This is a genomic window from Pseudoalteromonas sp. KS88 (assembly GCF_004766475.1).
Taxonomy (GTDB): Bacteria; Pseudomonadota; Gammaproteobacteria; order Enterobacterales; family Alteromonadaceae; genus Pseudoalteromonas.
Window position 1 is genome coordinate 1 of sequence record NZ_PYHV01000043.1, and the last position, 14,531, is coordinate 14,531.

Here is a 14,531-nt window from a genome sequence, read left to right on the forward strand (position 1 = left end):
GATAGCTGATAGCTGATAGCTAAAACAAGAAAAGGGCCCTTAGGCCCTTAGTGTTGCAGCAAGTAACACATTCTTTTTATAAGCTAAAGTCTACTGCGTAAGCGACGTAAGCTTTAATATCACTGTCATCCATATCTGTATCTGAAAGACCGAAAGTGAAACCATCTTTAGAGATTGAAACACCATAATCGATAATGTCGTCGTCACCAATAAAATCACCAGAATAATGTCCTAGGTGTAACGCCATTTCAGTACCGTTACTGCCAACTGCAAAGCCATAGTCTGCTGTTAGATATAAAGAGTCTCCAAAGTCAGTACCATCCCCACTTGCAGCGGAACTTGCTAGGACTGAGGCACCAAAGCTAAAGCTACCCATGCTAATACTGCCGTAGACTTCTGAAAAATCAGCATCAGCACCCGAAGCTGCATCTGGGTAAGCATAATAAATGTAACCTACGTCATAACTCATGGTTTCACTAATATCACCACCAAAGCCAGCATAGAGATCTAGCTCATAGGTCATTTCTTCAGCCCATGATGCATTTGAAGCCCAAGTACCAGCATAAAATCCAGACTTGCTTGCGTAATCAATGCCACCAGATACAGCAGCATCACCACCTGTTTGTTCTTGTCCACGCCACAAGTAATTCGATGTCGCCGCTGCATTAGCTGTTACTTCAGCAAGCGCGGCAGTAGATGTAAGACCCATCAATGCAAGTGCACTCAGTGCAACTGTTTTTTTTAGTTTTAGCATGTTTCGTATCCTGTCGTTATGTTGATTACTGGTTCATAATTATTAATAAGATTGCAGTCTTGCTAATTATGACGCCCTTTTATTGTTGTCTGCCAAGATAGTTGCACTGCTTATGCCAAGTTAAAATATAAAGCACAATTTTATGTTTAAATTTTTATAAAACAGATAGATAAGTTTATTCAGTGGGAGTCTAAGAAGTACTTTGAATTAATTATGTGCACTTATATAGTGCACATATAAATAAAGCTGCACAAGGATCATGCAGCTCGAAGTTATGTAGATACTTGATATATTAGCCGAATATAGCACGCATTAAACTAATTGTTTCGTTCACACCACGGCCTTTTTGTACTTCACTAATGATAGAGTCACGTTTAGCACGAATATGCTCAGGTATTTCGTCACTAGATAGTGCGCGGTCAACTAATATCTCTGCTGATTCCTTACCACGGCGTACTGATTTAGTCGACGTTGTTGTGCTGCGTTTAGGTTTATTTAATAGCTTAATATAATTTGAATTATCAGCGGTTGATTTATCTGCATAATAAAAGAAGCAAGGTAGTAAAGCTTTTATGGATAAAAGCTGTTGCTCGAGCTCATTGTTGCCAGCAGCCATCTTGAACCACGACATGGCATGTATAGTTTGTACTATATCTTGCCAGTAGCGTTCAAAGTCACGGTTATTCAGCTTAGTTATACCTAAAGCTGCACACAGAGCATCAAGTCGGGTATTGTTTATTGGTGTAAAAACATCTGGACGACGCATTGCTAATAAGCGAGTCGCAGGCGCCAGTGTTGGTTTCTCATCACTACCATTGAATGCAAGTAAGTAGCTAACAACAAATTGTTGATAATGCTCTTCACTTACTTCGCCTTCAAGGGGTATACAGCTAAGCGCATCATCAAAAAGACCTGGTAGGTCAGCCAGCATCTGGTGAAAACCTTTGGCGCTTTTTGTAGAGGCAAACCATTCTACATCAAAGTTATAAGTACTCGGGTCGAGTGATGCCATATGTTTGCCGCTAAAAGCGAGTAAGTCTTCTGGAATCATCTCTTTTAATGGTTGTTCGCGTAAATTTGCAAGGTAATTTGTTAATCGCAATTGCTCGTCTAAAGCGATGAGCTCTTTATGTTGCTCTACAAACATACTAACAACTGGCCATGGTGCGACGCGTAATGTTTTTAGTTGTAAAAAGCTAATTGCAGAAATTAGTTGGTCATGCAGTTTTTTTAAGATTGGTAATTGATTCGCTTCAAGTAAGTCGTAGTTAATACGATCCTTACTTGCATTTAGTAATTCGTAACACCAACCTAAAAAGTCTTCAGGATGATTTTCTATTTTTACCGCCATCAGGTTTAGACTGATCTCAGAAGCCTGTTTTAAGATATTTTGATAAATTTGGCTTTCTTGCTCGCCTAATGCCATTTTTGAAGGTGAAATTAGCAGTTTTTTCATGCCTGAGGATACTCCGATTAGATGCTTTTTCAGTTACTTATTTTAGCTTATATTCACTAAAAGCAACAGGGTCGTGCATCATACCTAAGTATACAAGGTATGCAATGGTGGTAGTTGTGTAATACCAACATTGCATCACTATTTTTAGTCAGTTTCGTCGAGCAAGAATAATGACTCAACAGAGGTGTCAAAGTGCTGCGCAATTTTTAATGCAATGATCACTGAAGGCGTAAACCGTGCGGTTTCAACTGTGCTGATGGTTTTTCTAGATACATTTATTGCATCAGCGAGTTCTTGCTGCGAAAGCCCTGCGTTTTTACGAAATTCGGCTATGTTATTTTGCACGACGACACCTAATCACGATTCTGCCATAAAATTGAAATACCATAAACCAAGCACATAATTGCTAGATAAAAGGTAGCCATCATACTGTGTGATATATGTAATGCGAAGCTATCAGAGCTCAAATAAACGGCACCCATACTGAAGAGTAAGGCTAATACAACATGCTTATAAGCGATAGTGTCTATTGTGTTCAAGTACTCATCTTTATAAGTGAGGTGGTATTTCATTTTTCGTGTGAAGCCGCCTCTAATTACAAACATAAAGAATGACCCTAAAAAAGCACTTACACCTAATATTAACAAGGGCGCAGATGTTTTATCTAACATGGGGTAAATGCTGATAATTAGCAACGTCACTCCCATGAAGATCGAAAACCATGCATTTTGACCCATAAATCTTTCTTCAGCTTTGATATTCTGATTCATAATGTTAATCCTGTCTGAGAGTTTGATATACTTTTTGTAACCTGTAGGTATCAATGTAACCTAAGGGTATCAGCGGGTCAATATTTATTTGTAACCTAAAGGTATCAATTTGTTTCAGTGTTTATTCATATTTAATTAAGTAAAGTATCCGCTGAAAGTTTTTCTATATTGATTCAATGATTTTAATAGCAACTCCCGCTATCATAAGAACATTACTTGCACATTTGAAAGGACCATCATGAAAACCACCTTTAAAGTTATAGGAGTAATACTATTATTGCTGATTGCGCTAATAGTCATTGCACCATTTTTAATTCCTACTGATGCAATTTTTAATAAAGTATCAGACCAAGTCGAGCAAACCACTGGGCGTACATTAACGATTAAAGGCGATAAGACATTATCGGTTTTTCCTTCATTAAAGCTTGAATTAAATGACGTGCATTTTGCTAACATGCAAACCGGCTCTCGCCAAGATATGGCGAGCATGCAACAGCTAGCGATTCATATTCCGTGGTTCTCATTATTTGGCGGCGAATTTAAACTTGAAAAGTTTGTCATTAACGAACCAGATATTTTGTTAGAAACAGATAAAAACGGTAAAGCAAACTGGCAGCTTTTTGATGCAGTAGCAAAGCAGCCCGAAGCAACCGAGAGTAGTAAAGCTGTAAAGCTACCAGAAAATTTTGATATTGAACTGGGTGAAGTGGCTATTTATGGCGGGTCTTTTACTTATTTGGACGGTCAAACAAGTACTAAATATCAAATAAACGAGCTTGAGCTAGCTATCTTACTCCCTTCACTGCGTGAAGAGCTTGAGGTGAAAGGTGCAATTACGTATATGCAGGAGCGCTTTAAGTTAGACGTAAAGGTAGATACGCCAGCACAAGCAATTGAAGGAAGCGCCTTTAATGTATCGCAAAACCTTTCATCACGTTTATTGGATGTGGACTTTAAAGGTTTAATAGCGAAGCAAGGTAAAGATATTAAAGGGCAACTAGCGCTTAGCGGCGACTCTGTTAAAGATATTGCAAAATGGCAGGGAGTTGAACTGAATGCAAAAGAAGATGCATTCAACGCTTTCAATGTAAAAGGAGCAATGACTCTCAAAGATGATAACTTTAATATTACAGAGTTACTCGCTACTTTAGATAAATTACAAATTAAAGGGCGAAGTAATATTAGCCTCGGTCAGCGTTTAGAAGTCAAAGCGAACATAGATTTAGGAATGCTTGATTTAAACCCTTATTTACCCCAAGCAGTAGCGAAAAAGCAAACGCCACAGCAAGCAGAAGGGGAGCCAGCTCAGCCAATCGTTTGGGACGATACAAAAATTGATATGAGTGGCTTAAATGCACTTGATGCAAATATTGTTATTCGGTCAAGTGGGCTTAAAGCGAATGACATAACACTAGGCGCTAACCAATTTACAGTCAATCTAAAAGATGCAGTGGCTAACCTCAGCCTTGATAAATTTGCAGCGTATGAAGGTAATGGTAAAGGTAAGGTGACGATAAATGCAAAACAAACCCCTTATACAATTGCCACCAACTTCGCTTTAGATGCAATCGATGCAAAACCGCTACTAACCGATGCCGCTGGGTTTGATAAGCTAATGGGTAAAGGATCATTGAATTGGGATTTATCAACGAGTGGTAATAGTCAAAAGAGCTTCATCAATGCATTACAAGGAACGCTTGCCTTTGAATTTGCAGATGGTGCAGTGAAAGGTGCAAACATTGCTGAAATGGTACGAAAAGGGAAAGAGCTAATAAAAGGGAATTTCGCAGCAGTGTCAGAGGGCCTAGACACAGGGTTTGATGATTCAGAGCAAACAGATTTTTCCGCACTAACAGGCAGCTTTAATTTCTCCAATGGTGTTGGCACAAACACTGACTTATCAATGTTAAGCCCATTAATAAGAATTACAGGGGAAGGTGACGTTGATTTACCAATGACAACGGTGAACTATCGCTTAGTAACGGGTATTGTTGATTCGCTGGAAGGGCAAGGTACAACAGATGATAGCACCGGCTTTAAAATCCCTGTACGTATCAAAGGACCATTTCATGATGTTGGTATTAGTTTAGATATTGGTAAAGCAGCTAAAGATGAAGTAAAAGAAAAGGCAAAGGATAAAATTAAAGATAAATTAAAAGGTTTGTTTGGCAATTAACGCCGATTTTATTCGATGATAAATTAATCAGGGTATATTTATGCCCTGATTATTTTATAAACAGTTGTAAAATAGCTAAATATAACCAAGTAGCAAAATAATGAGTGCAGTAATTCTAAATTAATTAAAAAATAACCTACCACTACCCCCTCAATGCTGATACAATTGCCCGCCCTTAAGAGACAACTTGGTTGTTTTTTGGTGGGTATTTAATCTAAATGTCTTGATTTTAAACGATTTAAGGCAAGTTGTAATAACTACACCGGAGGTCATTAACATGATCCAAATGCAAACTCAGCTGGAAGTTGCTGATAACAGCGGCGCTCGCAAAGTGCAGTGTATTAAAGTCTTAGGCGGTTCGCACCGTCGTTATGCAGCGATTGGTGACATCATTAAAGTTTCTGTTAAAGAAGCGATTCCTCGCGGTAAAGTGAAGAAAGGTGATGTTAAAAACGCGGTAGTTGTGCGTACTAAGAAAGGCGTTCGTCGTCCAGACGGTTCTTTGATCCGTTTTGACAGCAATGCGGCTGTTATCTTAAATGATAACTTGCAGCCAATTGGTACACGTATTTTCGGCCCTGTGACTCGCGAGCTTCGTAATGAAAAGTTCATGAAAATCGTTTCACTAGCCCCAGAAGTACTGTAAGGAGTCAATCATGGCAGCAAAAATCCGTCGTGATGACGAAGTAATCGTTCTAGCAGGTAAAGACAAAGGTAAGCGCGGCAAAGTGCTTTCAGTTGTTACCGAGTCTGGTCGAGTATTTGTCGAAGGCATAAACTTAATCAAGAAACACCAAAAGCCGGTTCCACAATTGAACCAAGCTGGCGGCATTGTTGAAAAAGAAGCGTCTATCGACGTATCAAACGTTGCGATCTTCAACTCGGAAACGAGTAAAGCAGATCGTGTAGGTTTCAAGATTGAAGATGGTAAGAAATTACGTATCTTTAAATCTACTGGTAAAACTATCTAATAGTTGGAGTAGAATGATGGCGAAACTGCATGAAGTATATAAAGACAAAGTAGTTGCTGATCTTCAAGAGAAGTTCGGTTTCAGCTCTGTCATGCAAGTCCCTCAGATCGAAAAGATCACATTAAATATGGGCGTGGGCGAAGCCCTAGCTGACAAGAAAATTTTAGATAACGCTGTTGCGGATCTAGAAGCTATCTCTGGTCAGAAACCTTTAATCACTAAAGCACGCAAATCTGTTGCTGGCTTTAAAGTGCGTGAAGGCTACCCAATTGGCTGTAAAGTAACCTTACGCGGCGAGCGTATGTGGGACTTTTTTGAGCGTTTGGTTTCAATCGCTATCCCACGTATCCGTGACTTCCGTGGTGTAAGTGCTAAGTCTTTCGATGGACGTGGTAACTACAGCATGGGCGTACGTGAACAAATCATCTTCCCAGAAATTGATTATGATAAAGTAGACCGTGTACGCGGTATGGATATCACAATCACTACATCTGCGAAAACAGATGAGGAAGGCCGTGCGTTGTTAGAAGCGTTTAACTTCCCATTCAAGAAATAAGGGTAGGGTTATGGCAAAGAATTCTATGAAAGCGCGCGAAGCAAAGCGCACAAAATTAGTTGCTCAGTACGCTGAAAAGCGCGCAGCACTAAAAGCTATCATCAGCGATGTGAAAACATCAGATGATGATCGTTGGGACGCGGTACTTAAGCTACAAGCTTTACCACGTGATTCTAGCCCTGCACGTCAACGTAATCGTTGTAACATTACGGGCCGCCCACATGGTTACCTTCGCAAATTCGGCATGAGCCGTATTAAAGTTCGCGAAGCAGCTATGCGCGGTGAAATTCCTGGCCTTAAAAAGGCTAGCTGGTAATAGAATCACGGGAGTAAGACTATGAGCTTGCAAGATCCTATCGCGGATTTGTTCACACGTATCCGTAACGGTCAATCAGCGAAGAAAGTATCAGTTGTGATGCCAACTTCAAAGCTGAAAGTAGCGGTAGCTAAAGTATTAAAAGACGAAGGTTACATCACTGATTTCGCAGTAAACGGCGAAGTTAAACCTGAGCTTTCTATCGAGTTGAAATACTTCGAAGGCAAAGCTGTTATTGAAAACATCCAGCGTGTTAGCCGCCCTGGTCTACGTATCTATAAGAGACGTGACGAATTACCTAAGGTAATGGGTGGTCTAGGCATCGCTATCGTATCAACTTCTAAAGGCCTAATGACAGACCGCGCAGCACGTAGTGCTGGTGTTGGTGGTGAAATCATTGGTTTTGTAGCTTAATCGGAGGGGAACTATGTCTCGCATAGCAAAGGCACCAATAAATGTTCCTGCCGGTGTAGAAGTTACATTAAAAGGCCAGGAAATCACAGTTAAAGGCAAAAACGGTGAATTAACTCGTACTATCAACAACGCTGTTGAAGTACAAGTTAACGATAACGTTGTTACAACTTTACCTCGTGAAGGCGTAGCCAATGCATGGGCACAAGCAGGTACTGCTCGCGCTCTTATCAACAACATGGTTGTTGGTACGCATACAGGTTACGAGAAGAAACTTCAGTTAGTAGGCGTTGGTTACCGTGCAGCAGCAAAGGGTAAAGTTTTAGACTTAACTCTTGGTTTCTCGCACCCAGTTAATTTCGCAGTTCCTGAAGGAATTACGATTGAAACTCCAAGCCAAACAGAAGTTCTAGTTAAGGGCGTAGATAAGCAGTTAGTTGGTCAAACAGCTGCTAACATTCGTGCATACCGTAAACCTGAGCCTTACAAAGGTAAAGGTGTTCGTTACGCAGATGAGAATGTACGCCGTAAAGAGGCTAAGAAGAAGTAAGGTAAGACGATGGATAAAAAAACAGCTCGTCTACGTCGTGCTAAACGCACTCGTAGAAATTATATTGAACAAGGCACAACGCGTCTTGTTATCCACCGCACGCCACGTCACATTTACGCTCAAGTAGTTAATGCTGAGGGTAGTGTACTGGCTGCTGCTTCTACTGTTGAGAAAGCTATTAGCGAAACAGTTAAAGGCACAGGCAACGTTGCAGCTGCACAAGCAGTTGGTAAAGCGGTTGCAGAACGTGCGGCTGACAAAGGCATCGAAAAGATTGCTTTTGATCGCAGTGGCTTTAAATATCACGGCCGTGTGAAGGCGCTAGCAGATGCTGCGCGTGAAGCCGGTTTGCAATTCTAGGAGTAGACAATGGCTAACGTAGAAGCAAAGCAACAACAGCCTGATTTAGCTGAAAAGCTAATCGCGGTAAACCGTGTGTCTAAAGTAGTTAAAGGTGGTCGTATCTTTAGCTTCACTGCACTAACAGTAGTTGGTGACGGCGCAGGTAAAGTAGGTTTCGGTTATGGTAAAGCACGTGAAGTTCCAGCTGCTATTCAAAAAGCAATGGAAAAAGCACGTCGTAACATGATCAATGTAGACCTAAATGGCAACACATTACAGCACCCTGTTAAAGGGCGTCATGCTGGCTCACAAGTGTTCATGAAACCAGCATCTGAAGGTACTGGTATCATTGCAGGTGGTGCTATGCGTGCAGTACTTGAAGTGACTGGTGTGCAGAACGTACTTTCTAAATGTTACGGTTCTACTAACCCGATCAACGTTGTACGTGCAACGATCTCAGCTCTTGAGAATATGAATTCTCCTCAGTCGATCGCTGCAAAACGTGGTCTTCGAGTAGACGAGATTCTGGGGTAAACCATGGCTAATAAAACTGTAAAAGTAACACAAGTAAAGAGCTCTATCGGTCGTTTACCGAAACATAAAGCTACATTACGCGGTCTTGGTTTACGTCGTATCAATCACACTGTTGAGTTAGAAGACACAGCATGTGTACGTGGTATGATTAACCGAGTTTCATACATGGTTAAGGTTGAGGGGTAATTCGAATGCATTTGAATACACTTTCTCCTGCTGCAGGATCTAAGTCTGCTGGTAAACGTGTTGGTCGTGGTATCGGTTCTGGTCTTGGTAAGACTGGTGGCCGTGGTCACAAAGGTCAAAAATCACGTTCTGGCGGTAAAGTACGCGTTGGTTTTGAAGGCGGTCAAATGCCTATGCAACGTCGTCTACCTAAATTTGGTTTCACTTCTCGCAAATCGTTAGTATCTGCAGAGATTAACCTTTTTGAAATCGCTAAAGTTGAAGGCGATGTGGTAGACCTAGGTACGTTACAAGCAGCTGGTCTAGTTAAAAAGAACGTTCAGTTCGTTAAAGTTGTTAAATCTGGCGAAGTTTCACGCGCAGTTACCGTTAAAGGCCTTAAGGCTTCTAAAGGTGCTCGCGAGGCTATCGAAGCTGCCGGAGGCAAGGTAGAAGACTAAGGAAGTACTAATGGCTAAACCAGGTCAAGATATGCAAAGTGCACAAGGTGGACTTTCGGAATTGAAACGTCGATTACTATTCGTATTAGGCGCTATCATTATTTACCGTCTAGGTTCATTTGTGCCGATCCCTGGGATTGACGCCGCTGTACTTGCCGATTTCTTCGAGCAACAAAAGGGCACCATTGTTGAAATGTTTAACATGTTCAGCGGTGGTGCACTTGAGCGAGCTTCAGTGTTAGCACTGGGTATTATGCCTTACATTACAGCTTCGATTATTACGCAACTATTAACGCATATGTATCCTCCGTTTATAGAGCTTAAGAAAGAAGGTGAACAAGGGCGTAAGAAAATTAGCCAGTACACACGCTATGGCACGCTTTTGCTTGCTACTATCCAATCAATTGGTATTGCCACAAGCTTACCAGGCATGATGAACGGGTTAGTTGTTAACCCTGGTATGGGTTTCTATTTCACCGCAGTGGTGAGTTTAGTTACTGGTACTATGTTCCTTATGTGGTTGGGTGAACAAATAACAGAGCGCGGTATCGGTAACGGTATTTCAGTTCTAATATTTGTTGGTATTGTAGCAAACTTGCCGTCTGCTATTGGTTCGACAGCCGAAATGGCGCGCCAAGGTGATCTGAATGTTTTAGTACTGTTGATGGTTGCTGTAATCGTATTCGCTGTAACTTATCTTGTTGTATTCTTTGAACGTGGTCAACGACGTATCGTTGTTAACTACGCAAAGCGCCAACAAGGTCGTCAAGTATTTGCTGCTCAAAGCACGCATTTACCACTAAAAGTTAACATGGCGGGTGTTATTCCACCAATCTTTGCTAGCAGTATTATTCTGTTCCCTGGTACTATTGCCAGCTGGTTCGGCCAGGGTGAAGGTCCTGTCGCTGATGTGCTACAAGCCATTGCTACAACGTTGACTCCAGGTCAGCCTTTGTATGCATTAGTTTTAGCTGCGGCTATTATCTTCTTCTGCTTTTTCTACACAGCGTTGGTGTTTAACCCGCGTGAAACAGCAGATAACCTGAAAAAATCTGGCGCATTTATCCCAGGTATTCGTCCAGGTGAGCAGACATCGAAATACATTGATAAAGTGATGACACGCCTGACATTGGCAGGTGCTTTGTATATAACCTTTATCTGTCTGGTGCCCGAATTCATGACCATGGCATGGCAAACGCCATTCTACTTCGGCGGTACATCAATCTTGATTATCGTTGTTGTGATCATGGACTTTATGGCACAAGTACAAACTCATATGATGTCACATCAATATGATTCTGTGCTGAAAAAAGCGAACCTTAAAGGCTACGGTCGATAGGGTCAGTTTACGGAGTTGAGCAATGAAAGTACGTGCTTCCGTTAAGAAAATATGCCGTAACTGTAAAGTTATTAAACGTGCCGGTGTTGTACGTGTAATTTGCAGTGAGCCTAAGCATAAGCAAAGGCAAGGCTAATTAATAAGTCGTGCAGGCTGAGATTTCTTGGCCTGTGTTTTTAATTGTGATTTGGTCTTCGTTTGAGTATCCTTACGGGCTCTTCAAACAGATGATAACCAAATTCAAATATAGGAGATGTGTTAGTGGCCCGTATCGCTGGCATTAACGTCCCTGATCATAAACATGCAGTTATTGGTTTAACAGCTATTTATGGCATAGGTAAGACTCGCTCTAAGGCTATCTTAGTAGCGACTGGTATCGCCGAGACCACAAAAATCGGTGAACTTTCAGACGAAACACTTGACGTACTTCGTGAAGAAGTTGGCAAGTACACTGTAGAAGGTGACCTTCGTCGTGAAGTTACTTTGAATATCAAGCGCCTTATGGACCTTGGTTGTTTCCGTGGCCTACGTCACCGTCGCTCTTTACCACTACGTGGTCAAAGAACTAAGACTAACGCGCGTACCCGTAAGGGTCCTCGTAAGCCTATTAAGCGATAAGGGGATAGTATTATGGCTAAGACACCAATTCGTCGTAAAAAGGTTAAAAAGCAAGTTGCTGATGGTATGGCTCATGTTCATGCTTCTTTCAACAACACTATTGTTACAATTACCGACCGTCAAGGTAATGCACTATCATGGGCAACTGCCGGTGGTTCAGGTTTCCGTGGTTCACGTAAATCTACACCATTCGCTGCTCAGGTTGCTGCAGAGCGTGCAGGTACTGCGGCTCAAGAATACGGTTTAAAAAATCTAGAAGTTTTCATCAAAGGTCCAGGTCCAGGTCGTGAATCTGCTGTACGTGCTTTGAATGCTGCTGGTTACCGTATCACCAACATCACTGACGTGACGCCAATACCACACAATGGTTGTCGTCCACCGAAGAAACGTCGCGTTTAACAATAGGTTAGGAGAAATAACATGGCAAGATATTTGGGCCCTAAGCTCAAGCTGAGTCGTCGTGAAGGTACTGACCTGTTCCTTAAGAGCGGCGTAAGAGCTATCGACTCTAAGTGTAAACTTGAGACTGCACCTGGTCAGCACGGCGCTCGTAAAGGTCGCTTATCTGATTACGGTTTACAATTACGTGAAAAGCAAAAAGTTCGTCGTATGTACGGTGTACTTGAAAAGCAATTCAGTAACTACTACAAAGAAGCTGCTCGCCTTAAAGGCAATACAGGTGAAAACTTGTTACAGCTTTTAGAGCAACGTTTAGACAATGTTGTATACCGCATGGGTTTTGCAAGCACACGTGCTGAAGCACGTCAGTTAGTAAGCCACAAAGCGGTTTTAGTTAATGGTCGTGTTGTGAACATTCCTTCATTCGTAATTACTCCAGAAGATGTAGTAGTTATTCGTGAAAAGTCTAAGACACAAGCGCGTATCATCGCTGCTCTAGAACTAGCCGAGCAACGTGAAAAGCCGACTTGGGTTGAAGTTGACGGTAAGAAAATGGAAGGTAATTTCAAACGCCTACCTGAGCGTTCAGACCTGTCTGCGGACATTAATGAACAACTAATCGTCGAACTTTACTCTAAGTAAAGTTAAGAGTTAAGAGAGGATAAAATGCAGGGTTCTGTTACAGAATTTCTAAAACCAAGGTTAGTCGATATCGACGCTATCAACCCGACACGTTCTAAAGTTGTTTTAGAACCATTAGAACGTGGCTTTGGCCACACGTTGGGTAATGCCTTACGCCGTATACTTCTTTCGTCTATGCCTGGATGTGCAGTAACCGAAGTTGAAATCGACGGTGTGTTGCATGAATACAGCGCGAAAGAAGGCGTACAAGAAGACATCATTGAAATTCTGTTAAATCTTAAAGGTCTAGCAGTAACTTTAGAAGGCAAAGATGAAGTTTTTCTGACCCTGACTAAGTCTGGTGTAGGCCCTGTGACTGCGGCAGATATTCAGCACGATGGCGATGTAACAATTGCTAACCCAGATCACGTTATTTGTCATTTAACGACAGATAGCAGCGATATCAGCATGCGTATTCGTGTTGAGCGCGGTCGTGGTTATGTGCCGGCGTCTAGCCGTTTATCCTCTGATGACGATGAGCGTCCAATTGGTAGATTGTTGCTTGATGCATCATTTAGCCCAGTTGAACGTATTGCGTACTCGGTTGAATCAGCACGTGTTGAACAACGTACAGACTTAGACAAGTTAATCATTGATATGGAAACAAACGGCACTTTAGATCCTGAAGAAGCGATCCGCCGTGCGTCTACTATCTTAGCTGAACAATTAGATGCATTCGTAGATTTACGTGATGTAACTGAACCAGAAGAGAAAGAAGAGAAGCCTGAATTCGATCCTATTCTACTTCGTCCAGTTGATGATCTTGAACTAACAGTACGTTCTGCAAACTGTTTGAAAGCCGAGCAAATTCAATATATCGGTGATTTAGTTCAGCGCACAGAAGTAGAGCTTCTTAAAACGCCTAACTTAGGTAAGAAGTCTCTAACTGAAATTAAAGACGTGCTAGCTTCACGTGGTCTTTCTCTAGGTATGCGCCTAGAAAATTGGCCGCCTGCAAGCCTAGCTGAATAATCTAAATCACTATATTAGTTTAGTTAGAAGGATAGGGTCATGCGCCATCGTAAGAGTGGTCGTCAATTAAACCGTAACAGCAGCCATCGTAAAGCGATGTTCAGCAATATGGCAGGTTCTTTGGTGAAACACGAAATCATCAAAACTACATTGCCTAAAGCGAAAGAGTTACGCCGTGTAATTGAACCTTTAATCACACTGGCTAAGACTGACAGTGTAGCAAATCGCCGTTTAGCGTTTGCTCGCACGCGTGATAATGAAGTAGTTGGTAAATTGTTCAGCGAAATCGGTCCTCGTAATGCGGATCGTCCAGGTGGTTACACTCGTATTCTTAAGTGTGGCTTCCGTGCTGGTGATAATGCACCAATGGCTTATATTGAACTAGTAGGTCGCACATCTGCAACCGAAGAAGTTCAAGAAGACGCGCAGTCTGCTGAGTAAGTCTTAAAGACACCAAAAAGCCGAGCTTATGCTCGGCTTTTTAATGCCTATAATTATATTTCTAATCTACTCCACCTATATTCACCATTTGTTCTTTACGTGTCTTCATTCACACACTTATTTAACCACGTAGCATTTACTTATATATACGATCCAACTAATGATCTTGCTCCATAAAGATCATGCTATAAGGTTTATCCATTTATTCTTGTATTTAAAGCACTGCAAATAGACTTTATTGCCTAAGATTAGTGCTGTTTTTATACGTTTCGTTCAAATACTCAGCGAATAGCTAGTTTATTTAAGTTTTCTTCAAAAAAGGGTTGATCTGTTTTTGGATCTCCCTATAATGCCACCCCACTGAGACGGCAGAGCAGGCAACGCTTAGCGAGGCAAGCAGCTAATCAGTAAGTCGAGTAAAACTTGAGTTTAGATTTTTTAAAAGTTTTAAAATTAAGTGTTGACAAAAAAATAGGAAAGCGTAACATGCGCAGCCCTAGCGAGATAAAGTTTAGCTTTAATCGCAACGTTCTTTAACAATATAAAGCAATCATCTGTGTGGGCACTCGTACAGATTGAGTTCTAACAGCCAAGCTATTTCGGTAGTGAGGCAAAAAAA

General features: G+C 41.5%; 22 protein-coding genes. 18 read left to right on the forward strand and 4 right to left on the reverse strand.

Annotated features, from left to right (window positions below):
- Positions 1 to 76: 76 nt before the first annotated feature.
- The 4 genes from C7Y70_RS20190 to C7Y70_RS20205 all read right to left on the reverse strand — a co-directional run bounded on the left by C7Y70_RS20190 (position 77) and on the right by C7Y70_RS20205 (position 2,983).
- Positions 77 to 754, reverse strand: coding sequence for a TorF family putative porin (locus C7Y70_RS20190; RefSeq protein WP_135476803.1), 678 nt, complete (start codon positions 752 to 754; stop codon positions 77 to 79).
- 292 nt (positions 755 to 1,046) lie between these two features.
- Positions 1,047 to 2,210: a hypothetical protein gene (locus C7Y70_RS20195; protein WP_135476805.1), complete on the reverse strand. Its 1,164-nt coding sequence runs from the start codon at positions 2,208 to 2,210 to the stop codon at positions 1,047 to 1,049.
- Positions 2,211 to 2,354: 144 nt separating this feature from the next.
- Complete coding sequence (locus C7Y70_RS20200; protein ID WP_135476807.1) at positions 2,355 to 2,555, reverse strand: helix-turn-helix transcriptional regulator; 201 nt, start codon at positions 2,553 to 2,555, stop codon at positions 2,355 to 2,357.
- Between the two features lie 8 nt (positions 2,556 to 2,563).
- Positions 2,564 to 2,983, reverse strand: a complete 420-nt coding sequence (locus tag C7Y70_RS20205) for a hypothetical protein (protein ID WP_135476813.1) — start codon at positions 2,981 to 2,983, stop codon at positions 2,564 to 2,566.
- 235 nt (positions 2,984 to 3,218) lie between these two features.
- On the opposite strand from C7Y70_RS20205, the gene C7Y70_RS20210 reads away from it, so the two are divergent.
- The 18 genes from C7Y70_RS20210 to rplQ all read left to right on the forward strand — a co-directional run bounded on the left by C7Y70_RS20210 (position 3,219) and on the right by rplQ (position 13,912).
- Positions 3,219 to 5,156: an AsmA family protein gene (locus C7Y70_RS20210; RefSeq protein ID WP_135476809.1), complete on the forward strand. Its 1,938-nt coding sequence runs from the start codon at positions 3,219 to 3,221 to the stop codon at positions 5,154 to 5,156.
- 277 nt (positions 5,157 to 5,433) lie between these two features.
- Positions 5,434 to 5,802: a 50S ribosomal protein L14 gene (gene rplN, locus C7Y70_RS20215; RefSeq protein WP_008115397.1), complete on the forward strand. Its 369-nt coding sequence runs from the start codon at positions 5,434 to 5,436 to the stop codon at positions 5,800 to 5,802.
- 10 nt (positions 5,803 to 5,812) lie between these two features.
- The gene (rplX, locus tag C7Y70_RS20220; RefSeq protein ID WP_087532491.1) at positions 5,813 to 6,127 is read left to right on the forward strand and encodes a 50S ribosomal protein L24; all 315 of its coding nucleotides are present in this window, start codon (positions 5,813 to 5,815) and stop codon (positions 6,125 to 6,127) included.
- A gap of 16 nt (positions 6,128 to 6,143) precedes the next feature.
- A complete protein-coding gene (gene rplE / locus C7Y70_RS20225; RefSeq protein WP_058562127.1) occupies positions 6,144 to 6,683 on the forward strand; it encodes a 50S ribosomal protein L5 in 540 nt (179 codons plus the stop codon).
- 10 nt (positions 6,684 to 6,693) lie between these two features.
- Complete coding sequence (gene rpsN, locus C7Y70_RS20230) at positions 6,694 to 6,999, forward strand: 30S ribosomal protein S14 (RefSeq protein ID WP_016710196.1); 306 nt, start codon at positions 6,694 to 6,696, stop codon at positions 6,997 to 6,999.
- 21 nt (positions 7,000 to 7,020) lie between these two features.
- Complete coding sequence (rpsH, locus tag C7Y70_RS20235) at positions 7,021 to 7,413, forward strand: 30S ribosomal protein S8 (RefSeq protein ID WP_135476811.1); 393 nt, start codon at positions 7,021 to 7,023, stop codon at positions 7,411 to 7,413.
- 13 nt (positions 7,414 to 7,426) lie between these two features.
- Positions 7,427 to 7,960 (forward strand): 50S ribosomal protein L6, encoded by a 534-nt coding sequence (gene rplF, locus C7Y70_RS20240; protein ID WP_099297854.1) that lies wholly within the window; start codon positions 7,427 to 7,429, stop codon positions 7,958 to 7,960.
- A gap of 9 nt (positions 7,961 to 7,969) precedes the next feature.
- A complete protein-coding gene (gene rplR, locus C7Y70_RS20245) occupies positions 7,970 to 8,320 on the forward strand; it encodes a 50S ribosomal protein L18 (protein ID WP_058562131.1) in 351 nt (116 codons plus the stop codon).
- Between the two features lie 9 nt (positions 8,321 to 8,329).
- Positions 8,330 to 8,836 carry a 30S ribosomal protein S5 gene (gene rpsE / locus C7Y70_RS20250; RefSeq protein ID WP_008115387.1) on the forward strand — a complete coding sequence of 169 codons (507 nt, stop codon included), beginning with the start codon at positions 8,330 to 8,332 and terminating at the stop codon, positions 8,834 to 8,836.
- Between the two features lie 3 nt (positions 8,837 to 8,839).
- Entirely contained in the window at positions 8,840 to 9,022 is a 183-nt protein-coding gene (gene rpmD / locus C7Y70_RS20255) for a 50S ribosomal protein L30 (RefSeq protein ID WP_004589203.1), read from the forward strand.
- A 5-nt stretch (positions 9,023 to 9,027) separates the two neighbouring features.
- Positions 9,028 to 9,462, forward strand: a complete 435-nt coding sequence (gene rplO / locus C7Y70_RS20260) for a 50S ribosomal protein L15 (protein ID WP_099297852.1) — start codon at positions 9,028 to 9,030, stop codon at positions 9,460 to 9,462.
- A gap of 10 nt (positions 9,463 to 9,472) precedes the next feature.
- On the forward strand, positions 9,473 to 10,801 hold the full coding sequence (gene secY, locus C7Y70_RS20265) for a preprotein translocase subunit SecY (RefSeq protein WP_058562132.1): 1,329 nt from the start codon (positions 9,473 to 9,475) through the stop codon (positions 10,799 to 10,801).
- 22 nt (positions 10,802 to 10,823) lie between these two features.
- A complete protein-coding gene (rpmJ, locus tag C7Y70_RS20270) occupies positions 10,824 to 10,937 on the forward strand; it encodes a 50S ribosomal protein L36 (RefSeq protein ID WP_002959476.1) in 114 nt (37 codons plus the stop codon).
- Between the two features lie 125 nt (positions 10,938 to 11,062).
- A complete protein-coding gene (gene rpsM / locus C7Y70_RS20275; protein WP_058562133.1) occupies positions 11,063 to 11,419 on the forward strand; it encodes a 30S ribosomal protein S13 in 357 nt (118 codons plus the stop codon).
- Positions 11,420 to 11,431: 12 nt separating this feature from the next.
- Positions 11,432 to 11,818 carry a 30S ribosomal protein S11 gene (rpsK, locus tag C7Y70_RS20280; RefSeq protein ID WP_002959471.1) on the forward strand — a complete coding sequence of 129 codons (387 nt, stop codon included), beginning with the start codon at positions 11,432 to 11,434 and terminating at the stop codon, positions 11,816 to 11,818.
- 21 nt (positions 11,819 to 11,839) lie between these two features.
- A complete protein-coding gene (gene rpsD / locus C7Y70_RS20285; RefSeq protein WP_087532486.1) occupies positions 11,840 to 12,460 on the forward strand; it encodes a 30S ribosomal protein S4 in 621 nt (206 codons plus the stop codon).
- 24 nt (positions 12,461 to 12,484) lie between these two features.
- Complete coding sequence (gene rpoA / locus C7Y70_RS20290) at positions 12,485 to 13,471, forward strand: DNA-directed RNA polymerase subunit alpha (protein WP_087532485.1); 987 nt, start codon at positions 12,485 to 12,487, stop codon at positions 13,469 to 13,471.
- Positions 13,472 to 13,510: 39 nt separating this feature from the next.
- The gene (rplQ, locus tag C7Y70_RS20295; protein ID WP_058562136.1) at positions 13,511 to 13,912 is read left to right on the forward strand and encodes a 50S ribosomal protein L17; all 402 of its coding nucleotides are present in this window, start codon (positions 13,511 to 13,513) and stop codon (positions 13,910 to 13,912) included.
- Positions 13,913 to 14,531 lie beyond the last annotated feature (619 nt).